General features: G+C 60.9%; 15 protein-coding genes. 11 read left to right on the forward strand and 4 right to left on the reverse strand.

The annotated features are described in order from the left end of the window. Positions 1 to 123 precede the first annotated feature (123 nt). Together KEC16_RS02275 and KEC16_RS02280 are read left to right on the forward strand one after the other, a co-directional pair. Complete coding sequence (locus KEC16_RS02275) at positions 124 to 309, forward strand: hypothetical protein (protein WP_211546027.1); 186 nt, start codon at positions 124 to 126, stop codon at positions 307 to 309. 103 nt (positions 310 to 412) lie between these two features. Then, entirely contained in the window at positions 413 to 2,110 is a 1,698-nt protein-coding gene (locus tag KEC16_RS02280) for a glycoside hydrolase family 17 protein (RefSeq protein WP_211546028.1), read from the forward strand. Here the strand turns inward: KEC16_RS02280 and KEC16_RS19935 are convergent. The 3 genes from KEC16_RS19935 to KEC16_RS02295 all read right to left on the reverse strand — a co-directional run bounded on the left by KEC16_RS19935 (position 2,107) and on the right by KEC16_RS02295 (position 5,161). Beyond that, positions 2,107 to 2,502, reverse strand: a complete 396-nt coding sequence (locus KEC16_RS19935) for a pentapeptide repeat-containing protein (RefSeq protein ID WP_211546029.1) — start codon at positions 2,500 to 2,502, stop codon at positions 2,107 to 2,109. The genes KEC16_RS02280 and KEC16_RS19935 overlap by 4 nt on opposite strands. A gap of 225 nt (positions 2,503 to 2,727) precedes the next feature. Further along, positions 2,728 to 3,732, reverse strand: coding sequence for a porphobilinogen synthase (gene hemB, locus KEC16_RS02290; RefSeq protein ID WP_346344004.1), 1,005 nt, complete (start codon positions 3,730 to 3,732; stop codon positions 2,728 to 2,730). 136 nt (positions 3,733 to 3,868) lie between these two features. Beyond that, a complete protein-coding gene (locus KEC16_RS02295) occupies positions 3,869 to 5,161 on the reverse strand; it encodes an O-acetylhomoserine aminocarboxypropyltransferase/cysteine synthase family protein (RefSeq protein WP_211546031.1) in 1,293 nt (430 codons plus the stop codon). Between the two features lie 192 nt (positions 5,162 to 5,353). Between KEC16_RS02295 and KEC16_RS02300 the strand changes: the two genes are divergently transcribed. The 3 genes from KEC16_RS02300 (at position 5,354) to cutA (ending at position 7,078) form a co-directional block, all read left to right on the forward strand. Continuing rightward, on the forward strand, positions 5,354 to 5,536 hold the full coding sequence (locus KEC16_RS02300) for a DUF6898 family protein (RefSeq protein ID WP_211546032.1): 183 nt from the start codon (positions 5,354 to 5,356) through the stop codon (positions 5,534 to 5,536). 33 nt (positions 5,537 to 5,569) lie between these two features. Next, positions 5,570 to 6,664 (forward strand): hypothetical protein, encoded by a 1,095-nt coding sequence (locus KEC16_RS02305; protein ID WP_346344005.1) that lies wholly within the window; start codon positions 5,570 to 5,572, stop codon positions 6,662 to 6,664. A 72-nt stretch (positions 6,665 to 6,736) separates the two neighbouring features. Further along, the gene (gene cutA, locus KEC16_RS02310) at positions 6,737 to 7,078 is read left to right on the forward strand and encodes a divalent-cation tolerance protein CutA (protein WP_211546034.1); all 342 of its coding nucleotides are present in this window, start codon (positions 6,737 to 6,739) and stop codon (positions 7,076 to 7,078) included. Here cutA and KEC16_RS02315 read toward each other — a convergent pair. Further along, complete coding sequence (locus KEC16_RS02315) at positions 7,050 to 8,201, reverse strand: bifunctional 2-C-methyl-D-erythritol 4-phosphate cytidylyltransferase/2-C-methyl-D-erythritol 2,4-cyclodiphosphate synthase (protein WP_211546035.1); 1,152 nt, start codon at positions 8,199 to 8,201, stop codon at positions 7,050 to 7,052. The two genes, cutA and KEC16_RS02315, sit on opposite strands and share 29 nt — an antisense overlap. A 146-nt stretch (positions 8,202 to 8,347) precedes the next feature. On the opposite strand from KEC16_RS02315, the gene KEC16_RS02320 reads away from it, so the two are divergent. The 6 genes from KEC16_RS02320 to ntrX all read left to right on the forward strand — a co-directional run bounded on the left by KEC16_RS02320 (position 8,348) and on the right by ntrX (position 16,449). Then, positions 8,348 to 9,142 (forward strand): cytochrome C assembly family protein, encoded by a 795-nt coding sequence (locus tag KEC16_RS02320; protein WP_346344006.1) that lies wholly within the window; start codon positions 8,348 to 8,350, stop codon positions 9,140 to 9,142. An 80-nt stretch (positions 9,143 to 9,222) separates the two neighbouring features. Beyond that, a complete protein-coding gene (gene dusB / locus KEC16_RS02325; protein ID WP_211546036.1) occupies positions 9,223 to 10,230 on the forward strand; it encodes a tRNA dihydrouridine synthase DusB in 1,008 nt (335 codons plus the stop codon). Further along, complete coding sequence (locus KEC16_RS02330) at positions 10,227 to 11,345, forward strand: two-component system sensor histidine kinase NtrB (protein ID WP_211546037.1); 1,119 nt, start codon at positions 10,227 to 10,229, stop codon at positions 11,343 to 11,345. Before dusB ends, KEC16_RS02330 begins: the two co-directional genes overlap by 4 nt. 4 nt (positions 11,346 to 11,349) lie before the next feature. After that, the gene (gene ntrC, locus KEC16_RS02335; protein WP_211546038.1) at positions 11,350 to 12,801 is read left to right on the forward strand and encodes a nitrogen regulation protein NR(I); all 1,452 of its coding nucleotides are present in this window, start codon (positions 11,350 to 11,352) and stop codon (positions 12,799 to 12,801) included. Between the two features lie 11 nt (positions 12,802 to 12,812). Next, entirely contained in the window at positions 12,813 to 15,056 is a 2,244-nt protein-coding gene (locus KEC16_RS02340) for a sensor histidine kinase NtrY-like (protein ID WP_211546039.1), read from the forward strand. Beyond that, the gene (gene ntrX, locus KEC16_RS02345; RefSeq protein WP_211546040.1) at positions 15,046 to 16,449 is read left to right on the forward strand and encodes a nitrogen assimilation response regulator NtrX; all 1,404 of its coding nucleotides are present in this window, start codon (positions 15,046 to 15,048) and stop codon (positions 16,447 to 16,449) included. Before KEC16_RS02340 ends, ntrX begins: the two co-directional genes overlap by 11 nt. Positions 16,450 to 16,484 lie beyond the last annotated feature (35 nt).

Below are 16,484 nucleotides of genomic sequence, written 5' to 3' on the forward strand. Positions count from 1 at the left end.
ATCTCCAGCGTTGGTTGACGATCATCATAACCCAATTTCCGCGTAAGTGATATCCGGGGCTGTAACACGCTGCTTTTCAGTGTCATCATATTGAAAAATCATAAGTAAACAGAGGAGAGCCCCATGAAAGCATCCCCCATTATCCTTGCCCCCAATGGCTTCCCCTGGCGGGCCGCTGTGGTCGGTGTCGCCGTCATCGTGGGCGGCATTGTCGGCGGCACGATCCTTTTCCCCAATGCGGCCATTGGCGGAGTTTTCATCGTTACCGCTTTGGTCGGCATTGCCGCCTTTGCCGGCAGTTTGGGCTGATCATTCTGATTGCCGCGATTGACGGGGGCGGCGGCTAAGCCTATTGAAGAAGCCGCTATTGGCGGCCAATTGCGGCCGTCCAGAACCGGAACGAGTTCTTCTCATGCGCTTGCCGCTGGCCCTGATCGCCGTTGTCGTTACCGCCCTTGTCAGCTTTGCCGGTTGGTGGTGGTTCAATCGTCCGATCCCAGTGGGCTTGACCTTTGACGAGCCGTTTCCATCGGTCTCGTTCGCGTCGTTCCGGCGCGGGCAAAGCCCGATCACGGGCGATTACCCGCCGCCGGCTCAGGTCGAGGAAGACCTTAAAAGTCTGGTGGGGGTGACCAAGGGAATCCGCACCTATACCAGCCGCGAAGGCATGGACGTGCTGCCGGCCTTGGCCCGCAAGCATGGCATCGAGGTTACCCATTCGGCATGGCTGGGCAAAAAGACGGACATCAACGCCAAGGAAGTGCAGGCGCTGATCAAGGCCGCCAATGCCAACCCGGACGTGATCAAGCGGGTCATTGTCGGCAACGAGGTGTTGTTGCGTCAGGACCTGACGCCGGAACAGCTGATCGCCTATATCCGTCAGGTCAAGGCGGCGGTGAAGCAGCCTGTGTCCTATGCCGATGTCTGGGCGTTCTATCTGCGCTATCCGCAAGTGGCCGACGAGGTGGATTACATCACCATCCACATTCTGCCCTATTGGGAAGACGAGCCGGTTGGAGTCGAGCAATCGGCCGAACACATCGTCAAAATCTACCGGATGATTCAGGCGAAATTCCCCGGCAAACCGATCTTGATTGGCGAAGCCGGTTGGCCGACCAAGGGTCGCAATCGCGGACCCGCGGCGGTGAATATGGAAAATGCCGCTTTCTTCGTTCGGACCCTGGCCAAAGTGTCGAAAGAAAACGGCTTTGATTACAATGTCGTCGAGGCTTTCGATCAACCCTGGAAAGCCAAGCTGGAAGGGACCGTCGGTGCCTTTTGGGGGGTGGTCGATACCCATCGCGACGTCAAGTTCGGCATGTCCGGCCCGATCCAGGCCAATCCCAACTGGTTGATCCATGCCCTGGCCGCGGTGGTGGCGGGATCAGCGGCAGCGCTGTTTTTCCTGCGCCAAGCCGAGGCTTATTCCGCGGGCCGCATTATCGTGCTGGCGATCTTGGCTCAAGTTCTGGCCACCGCGCTGGTTTGGCAAGCCCTGAACGCGTGGTGGATCGCCTATAGCTTGTTTCAGGATGGCTGGGCGCTGGCGCGGATCGTCTTGCAGGCGGTTTTCGCCTGGCTGATTTTCCAGACAGCCGCCCTGGGTTTGCGTCAAGACGCCGGGGCGCAGCCCAATCGCTGGGGCGAGCGTCTGACCATCGTCTATGCGGGCTGCGCCTGGGCGATCAGCATGTTGCTGCTGTTCAACGGTCGCTATCGCGATATTCCCAATCTGGAATTCCTGGTCCCGTGTGTCGGTCTGACCGCCTGGGGGCTGATCCGCATGGGGGTTCAGGGCAAGGGCTGGGCCGAGGCGTTCGCTGTCGGCCATCTGTTCGCCGGCGCCACCCCGGCGCAATTGGGACCGGCCAAGGAAATGACCATCGGCCTGTGGATCGCCGCCGCCGCCGCGCCGCTGTCGGAAGCCGTCGCCCTGTATATGGGGGAAGACTTCCAAACCATGCATCCCGACCTGGATCAGCAAATTCCGCTGTTAGCGAATATCGCTGTGGCCAATGGCGAGATGCTGGTTTGGATGGCCATGGTGATGATTATGTCCATTCCCTTCCTGGCGGAATGGATGCTGGCCAAGAAGGGAAGGGCCGCTTAGCGGCACTCTCCCTTCGAACCTTCGGCGCAAACCCGGCCATCGATCCAGATGGCGCCGCTGAGATTGGCGGCCATCCATAGCACGCGGGTGATGTTGGCGCCTTTGAGGTTGGCGCCGGATAGGTTGGCGTCAAGGAAGTTGACGCCTTCCAGATTGGCCCCTTCCAGATTGGCCCCGACCAGATTGACCGCATGCATGTGAGAACCGGAGAAATCCACGTTCTTGAGCGTAGCCTTTTGAAAATTGGCCAGTTGCATGTGCGAGCCGGACAGGTTGGCGCCAGTCAGATCGGCTTCGTCCAGGCGGGTGGCCATGAACTGACCATCGTGCAGATCGATCCCCGGTGCTTTCAGCTTGCGCAATTCGGCCCAGCCACAATTCGCTTCGGGCACCAATTGACAGCTTGGGTTGACATTCTCCTTGTCATTGGCCCAAGCGGATGTCGCGATCAAAGAAAATAGCACGGTAAAGAGTGGATTGATGCGCAAGACCATATCCTCCTGATATTCACCCATTCGCATAAAAGAATATGCGAATAAATGGTGTGGAATATGGCCATAATAACCAAGGTCAATGTTGGACGGTATTGACCTTGGCTAATAACGGGAAATAAATGTTTATTTATTGAGGAGGCGGGCCGCTTCCGGAGCGCAATACGTCAGCACCGCATCGGCACCGGCGCGCTTGAAGCCCATCAGGCTTTCCAGCATCACCCGATCCCAATCCAGCCAGCCATTAAGAGCGGCAGCTTTCAACATGGCGTATTCGCCTGACACCTGATAGGCCAGCGTCGGCAGCTTGAAGCTTTCCTTGACCCGGCGGACGATGTCCAGATAGGGCATGCCCGGCTTGACCATGACCATGTCGGCGCCTTCGGCGATGTCCATGGCCACTTCGCGCAGGGCTTCGTCGCTATTGGCCGGATCCATCTGGTAGGTCTTCTTGTCGCCTTTAAGCGCCCCGGTCGAGCCCACGGCATCGCGAAACGGACCATAGAAGGCCGAGGCGTATTTGGCGGCATAAGACAGAATTTGAACGTTTTGCAGACCGGCGGCTTCCAAGCTGGCGCGGATGGCGGCGATGCGGCCGTCCATCATGTCCGACGGGGCGACGATATCGCAGCCGGCTTCAGCCTGGACCAAGGCCATGCGCGCCAGAATTTCCACGCTTTCGTCATTGACGACGTAATTGTCGCGGACGATGCCGTCATGGCCATCGGAATTGAACGGATCCAGCGCCACGTCACAGATGACGCCCAGTGCGGGCACGGCCTTTTTCACCGCCGCCACCGCCCGACACACCAGATTGCCGGGGTTGATCGCCTCGCGGGAATCGGGGGTCTTGAGCGACGCGTCCACCGAGGGAAAGATGGCGATGGCCGGAATTCCCAGATCGGCGGCCTGACGGGCGGCCTCGACCAGCAGGTCGATGCTGAGACGCTGAACCCCAGGCATGGAAACGATATCTTGCCGCACCTTGTTGCCTTCGACCACGAATAACGGCCAGATCAGATCGTTGACGGTCAGGACGTTCTCGGCCACCAGACGGCGCGACCAGTCGTGGCGACGGGGGCGGCGCAGGCGGGTGTCGGGGCAACGGGTTTGCGGCAGAAACAGCGACACGGCAATCACTCCGGGCTTGAAAAGACGACCAGTGGACATCGCATGCCCAGTCTATATCGCCAAGTGAACAATCCTACATCAAAGACGAAGGGCCGGCCCTTTTCAAGGCCGGCCCCGTACTGGCGGTTATCGTGGTTCAGGCGGCGTCCAGCGCCTGGCTTAGATCGGCCAGGATATCGTCCATGTGTTCAAGGCCGATGGACAGCCGCACATAACCGGGGGTCACCCCGGTGGCCAGCTTATCGGCATCGGAAAGCTGGGAATGGGTGGTGCTGGCCGGATGAATTGCCAACGAGCGGGAATCACCAATGTTGGCGACGTGGTAGAACATTTCCAGTTTGTTGATGAAGCGCTTGCCGGCCTCGGCCCCGCCCTTGAGTTCAAAGCCGAGCAGGGCGCCATAGCCATGCTTGAGGATCGCATTGGCACGGCGGCGGCTTTCCCCCTGCATGGCGCCGGGATAGATCACCTTTTCCACCTTGGGATGCTTGGCCAGCCAATGGGCCACGGCAGCGGCGTTGTCGGAATGCACGCGCATGCGCAACGGCAAGGTTTCCAAGCCTTGGATGAACTGGAAGGCGTTCATCGGGCTCATGGCCGACCCCAGGTCTCGCTGCAAGATGACGCGGGCACGGATGATATAGGCGACGGGTCCCAACGGCTTGACCGCCTCGGTCCAGACGGCGCCGTGATAGCTGGCATCGGGTTGCGTCAGCAGCGGGAAACGGGCCCCATGCTTCTCCCAGTCGAACTTGCCGGAATCGACGATCATGCCGCCGATCGAGGTGCCGTGACCGCCGATGAACTTGGTGGTCGAATAGACAATGATATGAGCGCCATGGTCAAACGGCTTGCACAGCACCGGGCAGGCGGTGTTGTCCATGATCAGCGGCACGCCGATCTGTTCGGCCAGGGCGGCGACTTCCTTGATCGGAAAGGCCTGCAATTTCGGGTTGGGCAGGGTTTCGGCATACCAGCAGCGGGTCTTGTCATCGCTGGCGCGAACAAAGGCTTCGGGATCGGCCGGATCAACGAAGCGGGCCTCGATTCCGAACTGCTTCAAGGTGTTGGCGAACAGGTTCCAAGTCCCGCCATACAGATCGGTGGAGGTGACGAAATTGTCGCCGGCCTGGCACAAATTCATCACCGCGAAGGTGCTGGCCGCTTGCCCGGACGACGTGGCCAGGGCGGCGGCGCCGCCTTCCAGCGCGGTGATGCGCTGTTCCAGCACGTCCTGGGTCGGGTTCATGATGCGGGTGTAAATATTGCCCATCTCCGACAGCGCGAACAGATTGGCGGCATGGTCGGTGTCACGGAACAAATACGAGGTGGTCTGATGAATGGGAACCGCCACCGAACCGGTGGTGGGATCGGCGCGCCAGCCAGCGTGGAGAACGATGGTTTCCGGGTTTTTGCTGTTGATCGCCATAATCCTGCTTTCCCTTCAAAAGTACCGCCGTCGGAACGGCCACGTCATTATAGGCGGAAGTTGAACACCGCCGGTTGCGGGTGTCAAGCGGGGCAATTTTATTAACCAGCGCTCATATGTAAAATATCGCGCATTAACGATTCGTTTCCTGACGCCTCTTAGAATGGCTGAAAGTCATCAGGAGACGCCGTCATGGCCGGCAGGGAAGTGTATTTCGAATTCCGTCGGGTCGGCAATTACGTGCGGGTCACCGCCATCGATTCGCTGACCGGCACTGAAATCACCGTGGCCGGCGACGCCAAGGCCGGAGAAGCCATGCTGAAACAGACAGCGCTGCGCAAGCTGGAATACGTGCTGGCGAAAAAGCAGGGTTAACGGCTTGGCGGCCCTGGATGAAAGGCTGTCGTGGTGAGGGCACGATCCCCCCATCTTTGGCTGGCCCTGTCGCCGCACGGCTTTGGCCATGCTGCCATGACGGCATCGGTGATCACCGAGGTCCAGCGTCGTCGCCCCGATCTGCGTCTGACCATCCAGACCGGTGTTGACGCAAGATTTCTGCACAGCCGTTATCGTGACTTCAAACACATCGACCACATTGCCGATTTCGGGTTTCGCATGGTTTCCGCCACCGGCATCGATTTAGAAGCCAGTGCTCGCGATTATGCCGCGCTGATGACGCGCTATGCTGATGCCGTCGCCGATAATGCCCTGATGATGGCGGCGGAGCGGCCTGATCTGGTTGTGTCCAACGTCGCCTTCGTTCCCTTGGCCGCTGCCGCCCGGCTGGGCATTGCTTCGCTGGCACTGTCGTCATTGAACTGGGCCGACATGTATCGGCATTACCTGGGGGATCGACCGGAAGCGGCCGAGGTGCTGGATCGTTTGTACGCTGCCTATCACAGCGCCGAGATGTTCTTGCACTGCACGCCGGGGCAGGCGATGAGCTTGAAGAACCTGCGCTCTATCGGCCCCATCGCCAATGTCGGCCACCGCCAGGCCCAAAAGCTGCGGGAAAATCTGGGGCAAGGCATGGATGTGCGTATCGGGCTGGTTGCCTTTGGCGGCATCGACCACGATATGCACATGGGCCGGTGGCCGGAACTGCCGGGCTGGCTGTGGCTCAGTTCGCAAGATGGCCTGGAGCGCCCCGATATAGTCCCGTGGCAGCGCGGGGGGCTGTCTTTCACCGATCTGATTGCCTCGGTCGAGGTGGTGGTGACCAAGCCCGGCTATGGCACCTTTACCGAGGCCGGCATGGTTGGCGCCCCGGTTTTGTATACGGCGCGGCCCGATTGGCCGGAATCCCCGCATCTCGACCATTGGCTGGCGGCCCACACACAATGTCTGATGACCGAGGCAAACAGCCTTGTCGATGGGGCCTTGCCTAGTTTACTGCATACGTTGTTTTCATTGCCGCGACAACAGGTTGCCACCCCAGACGGGGTAACGCAGGCGGCTGAAATCATTCTTTCCCGGCTGCCTGCGCGCATCGAAACAACATAAGTAGTTGGGTGGAGCTGAATTCATCACGACGATGCATCGACCGCAGCGGCCACACTTAAGGAGGAGAGGCGGATGACCGATCAAGCCCGGCTGATTTACCTGACGGCGCCGGATCGGGCGACCGCCGAGGGCCTGGCCCGCACCATCGTCGGTGAACGGCTGGCGGCTTGCGCCAATATTCTCGGCCCGATCACCTCGGTCTATTGGTGGGATGGGAAAATCAACGAGGAAGGGGAAATCGCCTTGTTGTTCAAGACGATGGCCTCGAATGTGCCCGCCCTGACCGACCGTATCCGGCAAATGCACCCCTATGAATGCCCTTGCATCGTCGCGCTGCCGCTGGAAGGCGGGAATCCGGATTTCCTCGCTTGGATTGCCGCCGAGATCAGGCCGGCAACCATACCGACGCGGTAGCTTGGGCGGCGATACCCTCGCGCCGGCCGGTGAAGCCCAGGCCTTCGGTGGTGGTGGCCTTGACGCTGACCCGATCCATGGGCAGGCCCAGGATATCGGCCACCCGTGCCCGCATGGCCGGGCGATGCGGGCCCACCTTGGGCCGTTCGCAGATCAAGGTGACGTCCACATGCACGACCTTGCCGCCCAAACCGGCAACCAAAGCCGCGGCATGGGCGAGGAAGCGGTCGGAGGATACGCCGCGCCATTGTGGGTCCGAGGGCGGGAAATGGGCGCCGATATCGCCGGCGCTCACAGCCCCCAAAACCGCGTCGGTCAGCGCGTGTAAGGCAACATCGGCATCGGAATGCCCCTCAAGCCCCTGATCGTGCGCAATTAGCACCCCGCACAGCCAGACCCCTGTTCCCGGCGCGAAACGATGGACATCGAAGCCATTGCCGACGGTGGCGTAACCGGCGCCGCTGAAACGAGCATGGGCGCGACGCAGATCCTCGGCGGTGGTGATCTTGACATTATCCTCGGCCCCCGCGACCAGGGCCACCCGTAAGCCGGCATGTTCGGCGACGGCGGCGTCATCGGTCAGTTCGTGACCGATGACCGCCTTGTGGGCAGCCAGCAGGGGGGCATAGCGGAATCCTTGAGGGGTCTGCGCTCGCCACAGCCCCCCCCGGTCAACGGTGGTTTCCACCATTCCCTGATGCCCGCGCTTGAGCGTATCGGCGACGGCAATGGCCGGAATGGCGCCATCGTTGTCTTCCAGGGCGGCGACAACCCGAGCGTTGATCCCACTATCGGCAAAGGGGCGGGCGCCGTCATGCACCAACACCAGATCCGGGGCCAATTCGGCCAGACTTTCCAGCCCCAGCCGCACCGAATCCTGACGGGTATCGCCGCCAAATACCGGCTCCAGCACCGGCAGCCCCTTGGCCGCCGCGCGATAGAGGTCGATATCGTCGGGATGAATGACAACGCGGATGGCAGCGATCGTCGGATCAGCGGCGAGGCGGGCAAGGCTGTGACGCAAGACGCAACGACCGGCAAGGTCTTGGTATTGCTTGGGGATATCGCCACCAAAGCGGCGTCCACGCCCCGCCGCCACCACCAATGCCGCGATCGTGCTCATGTTGTTCTCCGCCAAGGCCGGGCGAGACCCCGGCCAAATTTCGCCCGCGAAGGGCAGGGCAATCATCACGGTTGGGTATAACCATCAGCGTCACCGCTGCCAAGCACGGCCTTTTCCTGGCGTCAAAGGGTGGTATACTTGCCGCCATGTTGACGCCCAATCTGATGAATGCCCTGGCCCTGTGCACCCTGATTCCAGCCGCCGCCGTGCCGTTGCGGCAGGGGGCCAGTCGTGACGCGCCTTTTTGGGGGGCTTTGGTCCTCGCCATCCTTGGCCCGGCCTTGTGGTCGCTTTATCTGCTGTGGGGGGCATGGCAAACCGGCCTGGGGACCACATTATGGGTTTCCATCGCCGTCAGCGCCATGTTGTTCGCCGTGGTTGCCGCCCGGACCAGGGCGGGGTGGCGGGTGGCGCCGTTGCTGATGCCCTATTTGCTGGTTCTGGGCTTCCTGGCCTCGGCCGTGCGGGGCGACGCCAAGCCGTTAAGCGGTGCCGCGCCCGAGGTCTGGCTTGATATCCACATTGTCGTTTCGGTGCTGACCTATGGGTTGCTGACCCTGGCGGCGGTGGCCTCGCTGGCGGTTTTTTTGCAAGAGCGGGCGCTTAAGACCAAGAAACCCACCCGTCTTAGCCGCATGCTGCCAGCGGTTCTGGAAAGCGAAACCCTGGCGGGGCGATTGCTGATTTATTCGGAAGTGGTGCTGGGGTGTGGTTTGGCGTCGGGCATGGCCACCCAATTTTTCGAAAGCGGCCACATCCTGCGTTTCGATCACAAAATTTTGTTGTCCATCGTCGCCTTTGTATTGATCGGCGCTCTTTTGACCGGCCATCGCGTCTGCGGCGTGCGCGGCCGGCTGGCGGCGCGGGTGGTTCTTGTCGCCTATTTGCTCCTCACGTTGGCATATCCTGGCGTTAAATTTGTCACTCAAGTGCTTTATTGATGCAGTTTCAGGCAGTTTGCCGTTTGGCAAGCTGCTTTTGCCGTTGCGTTACGCAGCCTCTGCATAATAAATACGCACTCATGCAGAACTCCATTCGCAAATCCGTCACCATCGGCTCGGTGACCCTGCCCAACCCGGTGATCCTGGCCCCCATGTCCGGGGTGACCGACATGCCGTGTCGTCGGCTGGTCAAACGCATGGGCGCAGGACTGGTGGTCTCCGAAATGATCGCCAGTCAGGCGATGATCCGTTCCAATCGCCAGACCATGAAGATGGCCAGCAATTGCGCCGAGGAACACCCGATGTCGGTGCAATTGGCCGGCTGCGAGCCCGAGGTGATGGCCGAAGCGGCCCGCATGAATGTTGATCGCGGCGCCGCCCTCATCGACATCAACATGGGCTGCCCGGTGAAAAAAGTGGCGGTGAAGGGCGAAGCCGGATCGGCCTTGATGAAGGACGAGATCCTGGCCGGCCAGCTGATGCAAGCCACCGTCAGGGCCGTCGATGTGCCGGTGACGCTGAAATGCCGCATGGGCTGGGATCACAACCGCTTGAATGCGCCGCGTCTGGCCCGGATTGCCGAGGAATCGGGCATTGCCATGATTACCGTCCATGGCCGCACCCGTCAGCAATTCTATACCGGGACCGCCGATTGGAAATTTGTCCGTCAGGTCAAGGACGCGGTGTCTATTCCGGTCATCGTCAACGGTGACGTGGAAAGCATTGATGACGCCATCCGGGCCTTGGAGGAATCGGGCGCCGATGGCGTGATGATCGGACGTGGGTCCTATGGCCGGCCGTGGTTTCCCGGTCAGGTGGCGCATTACCTGGCCACGGGGGAACGCCCCGCCGACCCGCCGCTGGACCAGCAATTGGCCATCTTGCTTGAACATTTCGACGAGATGCTGAGCCATTACGGCCTTGAGACCGGTGTGCGCATGGCCCGCAAGCATGTCGCCTGGTATTCCAAGGGGCTGCACGGTTCGGCTGAGTTTCGTGCGCACGTCAACAAAATGGTTGACGCCGATCCGGTGCGTGAAGCCATCCGGGCCTTTTATCTGCCGTTGCTGGAAAAGGTGGCTGCATGATCGGAAAAATGACAGCCATGCTGCGCCGCCCGCCGACTCCGTCGCTTGATCCATCCTTGGTTTTGGGGGCGCTGGCCTCGGCCGTTTTGGTGGTGGATGACAAGAACGATATTCAATACGCCAACGGATCGGCCGAACAATTATTCCAGTTTGGCGCCTCGTATCTGCTGGGCAAGGCAATTACCGAGCTGTTGCCCCCCGACAGCCCGATTCTGTCGCTGATCGAACAGGCCCGCAACGACGCTCAGGTGGTGTCCGAGCACGGCATTTCGCTCGATACCCCGCGCACTGGCCACCGCACCGTCACCGTGCAGGCGGCGCCGGTTACCGAATGTGCCGGTCTGGTGGCGGTTTCGCTGCACGAACAATCCATTGCCCTCAAGATCGGGGGGTCGTTATCCAGCCGCAGCGCCGCCCGTTCGGTTTCGGCCATGGCCGCCATGCTGGCGCATGAAGTCAAGAATCCGCTGTCGGGTATCCGTGGCGCGGCGCAGTTGCTGGAAAGCGCCGCCTCCGAGGATGACCGGGTGCTGACCCGGCTGATCATCGACGAGGCCGACCGCATCGTCGCCCTGGTCGATCGCATGGAAGTCTTTTCCGACAAGCCCATGGTCGAACGTGGGGCGGTGAACATCCATCAGGTGTTGGAACATGTCCGCCGGATTGCCGAAAATGGCTTCGCCCGCAATGTCCGCATCGTTGAAAACTACGATCCGTCACTGCCGCCGGTGGCTGGCGACCGCGACCAGCTGATTCAGGTCTTTCTCAACCTGATCAAGAACGCGGCCGAGGCGGTCAGCGCCGAAGGCGGGGAGATCATCATTTCCACCGCCTATCAACACGGTGTGCGTCTCGCCGTGCCCGGCAGCGAAATCCGTCGTCATCTGCCCTTGCTGGTGACCATTCAGGATAATGGCTCGGGAATTCCCGACGATTTACGCCCGCATCTTTTCGACGCCTTTGTCACCACCAAGCCGTCCGGAACCGGCCTGGGACTGGCTTTGGTCGCCAAGATCATCGGCGATCTGGGGGGGATCGTCGAATTCGATTCAACGCCGCGCCGGACCGTTTTCAAAGTGATGCTGCCGATGGTGCAGGAAGGGGATGAGGCCTGACCCAATGACCGCTAATTCAACCATTCTGGTCGCTGACGATGATCGCGGCATCCGCACTGTTCTGGCCCAAGCCCTGGGCCGCGCCGGCTATGAGGTCCGGACCACCGGCAATGCCTCGACCCTATGGCGTTGGGTTTCGGAAGGCGAGGGCGATCTGGTCATCACCGATGTGGTCATGCCCGATGAAAGTGGGCTGGACCTGTTGCCACGGATCAAGAAGATCCGCCCCGATATGCGCATCATCGTCATGAGCGCGCAAAACACCCTGCTGACCGCCGTTAAGGCGACGCAGCGCGGTGCTTTCGAATACCTGCCCAAGCCGTTCGACCTCAAGGAATTGGTCGCGGTCGTCAATCGCGCCTTGACAGCCCCGCGTTCGACCCCGGCCGAGGGATTGCCCGGCGATGACGATGAGGAAAAGCTGCCGCTGATCGGCCGTTCCACCGCCATGCAGGAAATTTACCGGACCCTGGCGCGGCTGATGGGCACCGATCTGACGGTGATGATCACCGGCGAATCGGGCACCGGAAAGGAACTGGTCGCCCGGGCCCTGCATGATTATGGCAAGCGCCGTAATGGGCCGTTCGTCGCCATCAACATGGCGGCGATTCCGCGTGAACTGATCGAAAGCGAATTGTTCGGCCACGAAAAGGGCGCCTTCACCGGGGCGACCCAGCGGGCCACCGGCCGCTTCGAACAGGCCGAGGGCGGCACATTGTTTCTTGACGAAATCGGCGATATGCCGCCCGAGGCGCAAACCCGGCTGCTGCGCGTATTGCAGGAAGGCGAATACACCACTGTCGGCGGTCGGACCCCCATTCGCGCCAACGTTCGCATCGTCGCCGCCACCCACCGCGATTTGACTCAGCTGATCCGCCAAGGTCTGTTCCGCGAGGATCTGTTCTATCGCCTGAACGTGGTGCCGATCCGCCTGCCGCCATTGCGTGAACGGACGGAAGACATTCCCGAACTCATCCGTCACTTCCTGGCCCAGGGCGGCAACGAAGGGTTGCCGCAAAAAAGCATTGACGCCCAGGCCATGGACCGGCTTAAGCGTCACCGCTGGCCCGGCAACGTGCGCGAGCTGGAAAATCTGGTTCGCCGCCTGGCGGCGCTGTATTCGCAGGAACTTATCGGTATCGAAGTGATCGAGGCGGAACTGGCTGGTGGGGCTCCGGCTGCCGATACCATGAGCGCCGGTGACGGGGATGGGCTGTCGGCATCGGTCGAGCGTCATCTGCGCGAATATTTCGGCAGCCACGAAGATAATTTGCCGCCCCCCGGCGTCTATGAGCGGGTGTTGCGGGAAGTGGAGCGTCCGTTGATTTCCTTGGCGCTGGAAGTGACGCGAGGAAACCAGATCAAGGCGGCCCAGATTCTGGGGCTTAACCGCAACACCCTGCGTAAGAAAATTCGCGAATTGGAAGTTTCCGTCGGTCGCGGCGGCTTCAAGTAAGGGGGATTTCCATGGCCGCCGACCGTCGTCGCCTGGGGGTGCGCCTGATGATCTGGGCGCGCAAGGTCGGATTGGCCCGCAAACTGGCCTTGGCCTTGACGCTGGCGGTGGTGCCGTCGGTGGCGGCGACCTTCCTGGCCATGACCGTTTCCGGCCCCATTGGCCCCGATCCCAAGACGGTGCTGTCCCTGATCGGCCTGGACGTCACCTTGCTGGTGGCGTTGGCCGTGGTCATCGGCGTGCGCATCATCGGTGTTTGGCGGGCACGGCGACGCGGTTCGTCCGGGTCGCGTCTGCATTTGCGCTTTATCTTGCTGTTCTCGCTGGTGGCGGTGACTCCGGCCATTGTCGTTTCGGTCGGCTCCACCGTGTTTTTCCGCTATGGCGTTGAAAGCTGGTTTTCCGACCGGGTGCGCACCGCGTTGCAGGCCTCGTTGCAGGTGGCGCGGGCATATCTGGAGGAACACCAGCAAATCATCGGCGGCGATGCCCTGGCCATGGCCAACGACATCAATCGCGAAGGCGTCCTGCTCAGTCGGGCGCCGCAACGGTTTTCTTCGTTCATTTCGACCCAGGCGGCAGTGCGCGGCCTGACCGAGGCCCTGGTGTTCGATGGCCAGGGGCGGGTGCTGGCCCGGACCGGCCTGGCTTTTTCCATCGAGACCAGCATCGACCAGATTCCGTTTTGGGCCTTGGAAAAGGCTCGGTCGGGGGAAGTGGCGGTGTTGACCACGGATGACGATGACCGCGTGCGCGCCTTGGTGCTGCTTCAAGGTTTCTTCGACGAAACTTTCTTGTATGTGGGCCGCTTCGTTGATCCCAAAGTCATCGGCCACATGGAGCAGACCTCGGCGGCGGTGGCCGAATATGAACACCTGGAAGGGCGACGGCTTAGCCTGGAACGGGCGTTTTCCATGATCTTCGCCATCATTTCACTGCTGCTGTTGTTGGCTGCGATATGGGTGGGGTTGAGCATGGCCATGAGCTTGGCCACCCCCATCGTCCGATTGATTGACGCGGCCGAGCGGGTTCGGTCCGGTGATTTGTCGGCTCGGGTGAGCGAGGGCAAGGGGGCGGACGAGATTGGTTCGCTGGTCAAGGCCTTCAACCGGATGACCGGTCAACTGGGCGAGCAACGCCAGGAACTGATCGATGCCAACCGCGAGCTGGATGAACGCAACCGTTTCACCGAAACGGTTCTGGCCGGGGTTTCGGCCGGGGTCATCGGTCTGGACCGCGAAGGTCATATCCATTTGCCCAATCGTTCCGCCTGCGATCTTTTGGCGGCTTCGCCCGAAGACCTGATTGGCCAGCCGCTGATCATGGTCGCCCCGGAATTCGCCGACGCCTTCGACGAAGTCGGGCGCCGTCCTGATAAACTGATCCAGCATGAGATCAAGCTGGTTCGCCAAAATCGGCAACGAACCTTGCTGGTGCGGCTGGCGGCCGAGCGGCTGGCGGGGGAAACCATCGGTTATGTCGTCACCTTTGACGATATCTCGGAACTGGTTTCGGCCCAACGGACCGCCGCTTGGGCCGATGTGGCGCGGCGCATCGCCCACGAGATTAAAAACCCGCTGACCCCGATCCAGCTTTCGGCCGAACGGCTTAAGCGTAAATATCTCAAAGAAATTCAAAGCGACCCCGAGACCTATTCGAACTTGGTCGACACCATCGTCCGCCAAGTCGGCGATATTGGCCGCATGGTCGATGAATTCTCGTCCTTCGCCCGCATGCCGGCGCCACAGATGAAACAAGCCGATCTGGCCGCTATTTGCCGTGAGGCAATATTCTTGCAGCGTAACGGTTATCCCGACGTCACCTTCACCAGTCAGATGCCCGATCACACGGTCCCCATGCTGTGCGATTCGCGCCTGCTTGGCCAAGCCTTGACCAATCTGTTGAAGAATGCGGTCGAGGCCATTCGCGGCCGCGACAAAACAGATGCCCCCAATGGGCAGGTGGTGCTGGCCTTGGTGGCGGAAAACGGCGTGATCAGCATCGACGTGACTGACAACGGCAAGGGATTACCCAAGGAAAATCGGGATCGCCTGACCGAGCCCTATGTGACGACGCGCAGCAAGGGCACAGGATTAGGGCTTGCCATCGTCAAGAAAATCGTAGAAGACCATGGGGGTGATCTTCGCTTGGAAGACGCGTCAACGGGCGGTGCCCGCGTGCGTATGGTTTTCCGCGAAGGTGACAGTCCCTCTCAGGTCTTATCCGCCGATATGACGGCTGAACATGGCTCATGACATTCTGATCGTCGACGACGAGGCCGACATCCGCGCCTTGATCGCAGGTATCCTTGAAGACGAAGGCTATGCCACCCGCGAGGCCGGTAATTCCGATGCCGCGCTGGAGGCTGTTCGCGCCCGCCGTCCCAGTCTGATCATCCAAGACATCTGGCTGCAAGGTTCGGATATGGATGGGCTGGGGATTCTGACCGCGGTCAAGCACGACCACCCGGATGTGCCGGTGGTGATGATTTCTGGTCACGGCACCATTGAAACGGCCGTGGAAGCCATCAAGATCGGCGCCTACGATTTCATCGAAAAGCCGTTCAAGACCGACCGTCTGCTCATCATCATCGAACGCGCCATCGAGGCGGCCAAATTGCGGCGCGAGAATGCCGAATTGCGCTTGCGCGTCGGCAATCCGGTGGCGGTGGGTGATCTTGTCGGGGCATCTTTGTTCATCCAACAGATACGCCAGGCCGTCGATAAGGTGGCGCCGACCAATTCGCGGGTTTTGATCACGGGGCCAGCCGGGTCGGGGAAGGAAGTCGCCGCTCGTATTATCCATGGCCGGTCGCGCCGGGCGGAAGCCCCGTTCGTGGTGCTCAACTGCGCCGCCATGCACCCAGATCGCATGGAAATGGAATTGTTTGGCAACGAACATGGCGACACCCCAGAGGCGCCGCGCAAGATCGGGACCTTCGAGCAGGCGCATGGCGGCACGCTTTTGCTGGATGAAGTCGCCGACATGCCGCTGGAAACCCAGGGCAAGATCGTCCGCGTTCTACAAGATCAGACCTTCGAACGAGTGGGCGGCGGCACCCGCGTTGAAGTGGATGTGCGCGTCATCGCCACCACCAACCGCGACCTGCAAGCCGAAATCGCCGCAGGCCGCTTCCGCGAGGATTTGTATTACCGCCTGAACGTCGTTCCGATCCGGGTCCCTTCCTTGCGGGAACGCAAGGAAGATGTTCCCGCCCTGGCTCGGCATTTCATGCAGTTGGCGGCCCAGGCCGCCGGCACGCAGGTGCGGCCTCTGGGCGAGGACACCTTGGCGGCGCTGCAAGCCTATGATTGGCCCGGCAATGTCCGGCAATTGCGCAATGTCATGGATTGGCTGTTGATCATGGCTCCGGGGGAAAGCAGCGATATCATTCGTGCCGATATGTTGCCGGGGGAGATCGGGGCCATTACTCCGGCGGTTTTGCGATGGGAGAAATCCAGCGAAATCATGACACTGCCTCTGCGCGACGCCCGTGAGTTGTTTGAACGCGAATATCTGTTGGCCCAGGTCAATCGTTTCGCCGGTAATATCTCGCGGACGGCGACTTTCGTCGGCATGGAACGGTCGGCGCTGCATCGCAAGCTCAAGCTGCTGGGCGTCAATACCGACGACAAGGGCAAGCCTTAGTCGCGTGGGCGGCGGGATATGGGATCAGGGTAGGG

The organism is Magnetospirillum sulfuroxidans, from assembly GCF_018224925.1.
In the GTDB taxonomy this organism is placed as follows: domain Bacteria; phylum Pseudomonadota; class Alphaproteobacteria; order Rhodospirillales; family Magnetospirillaceae; genus Magnetospirillum; species Magnetospirillum sulfuroxidans.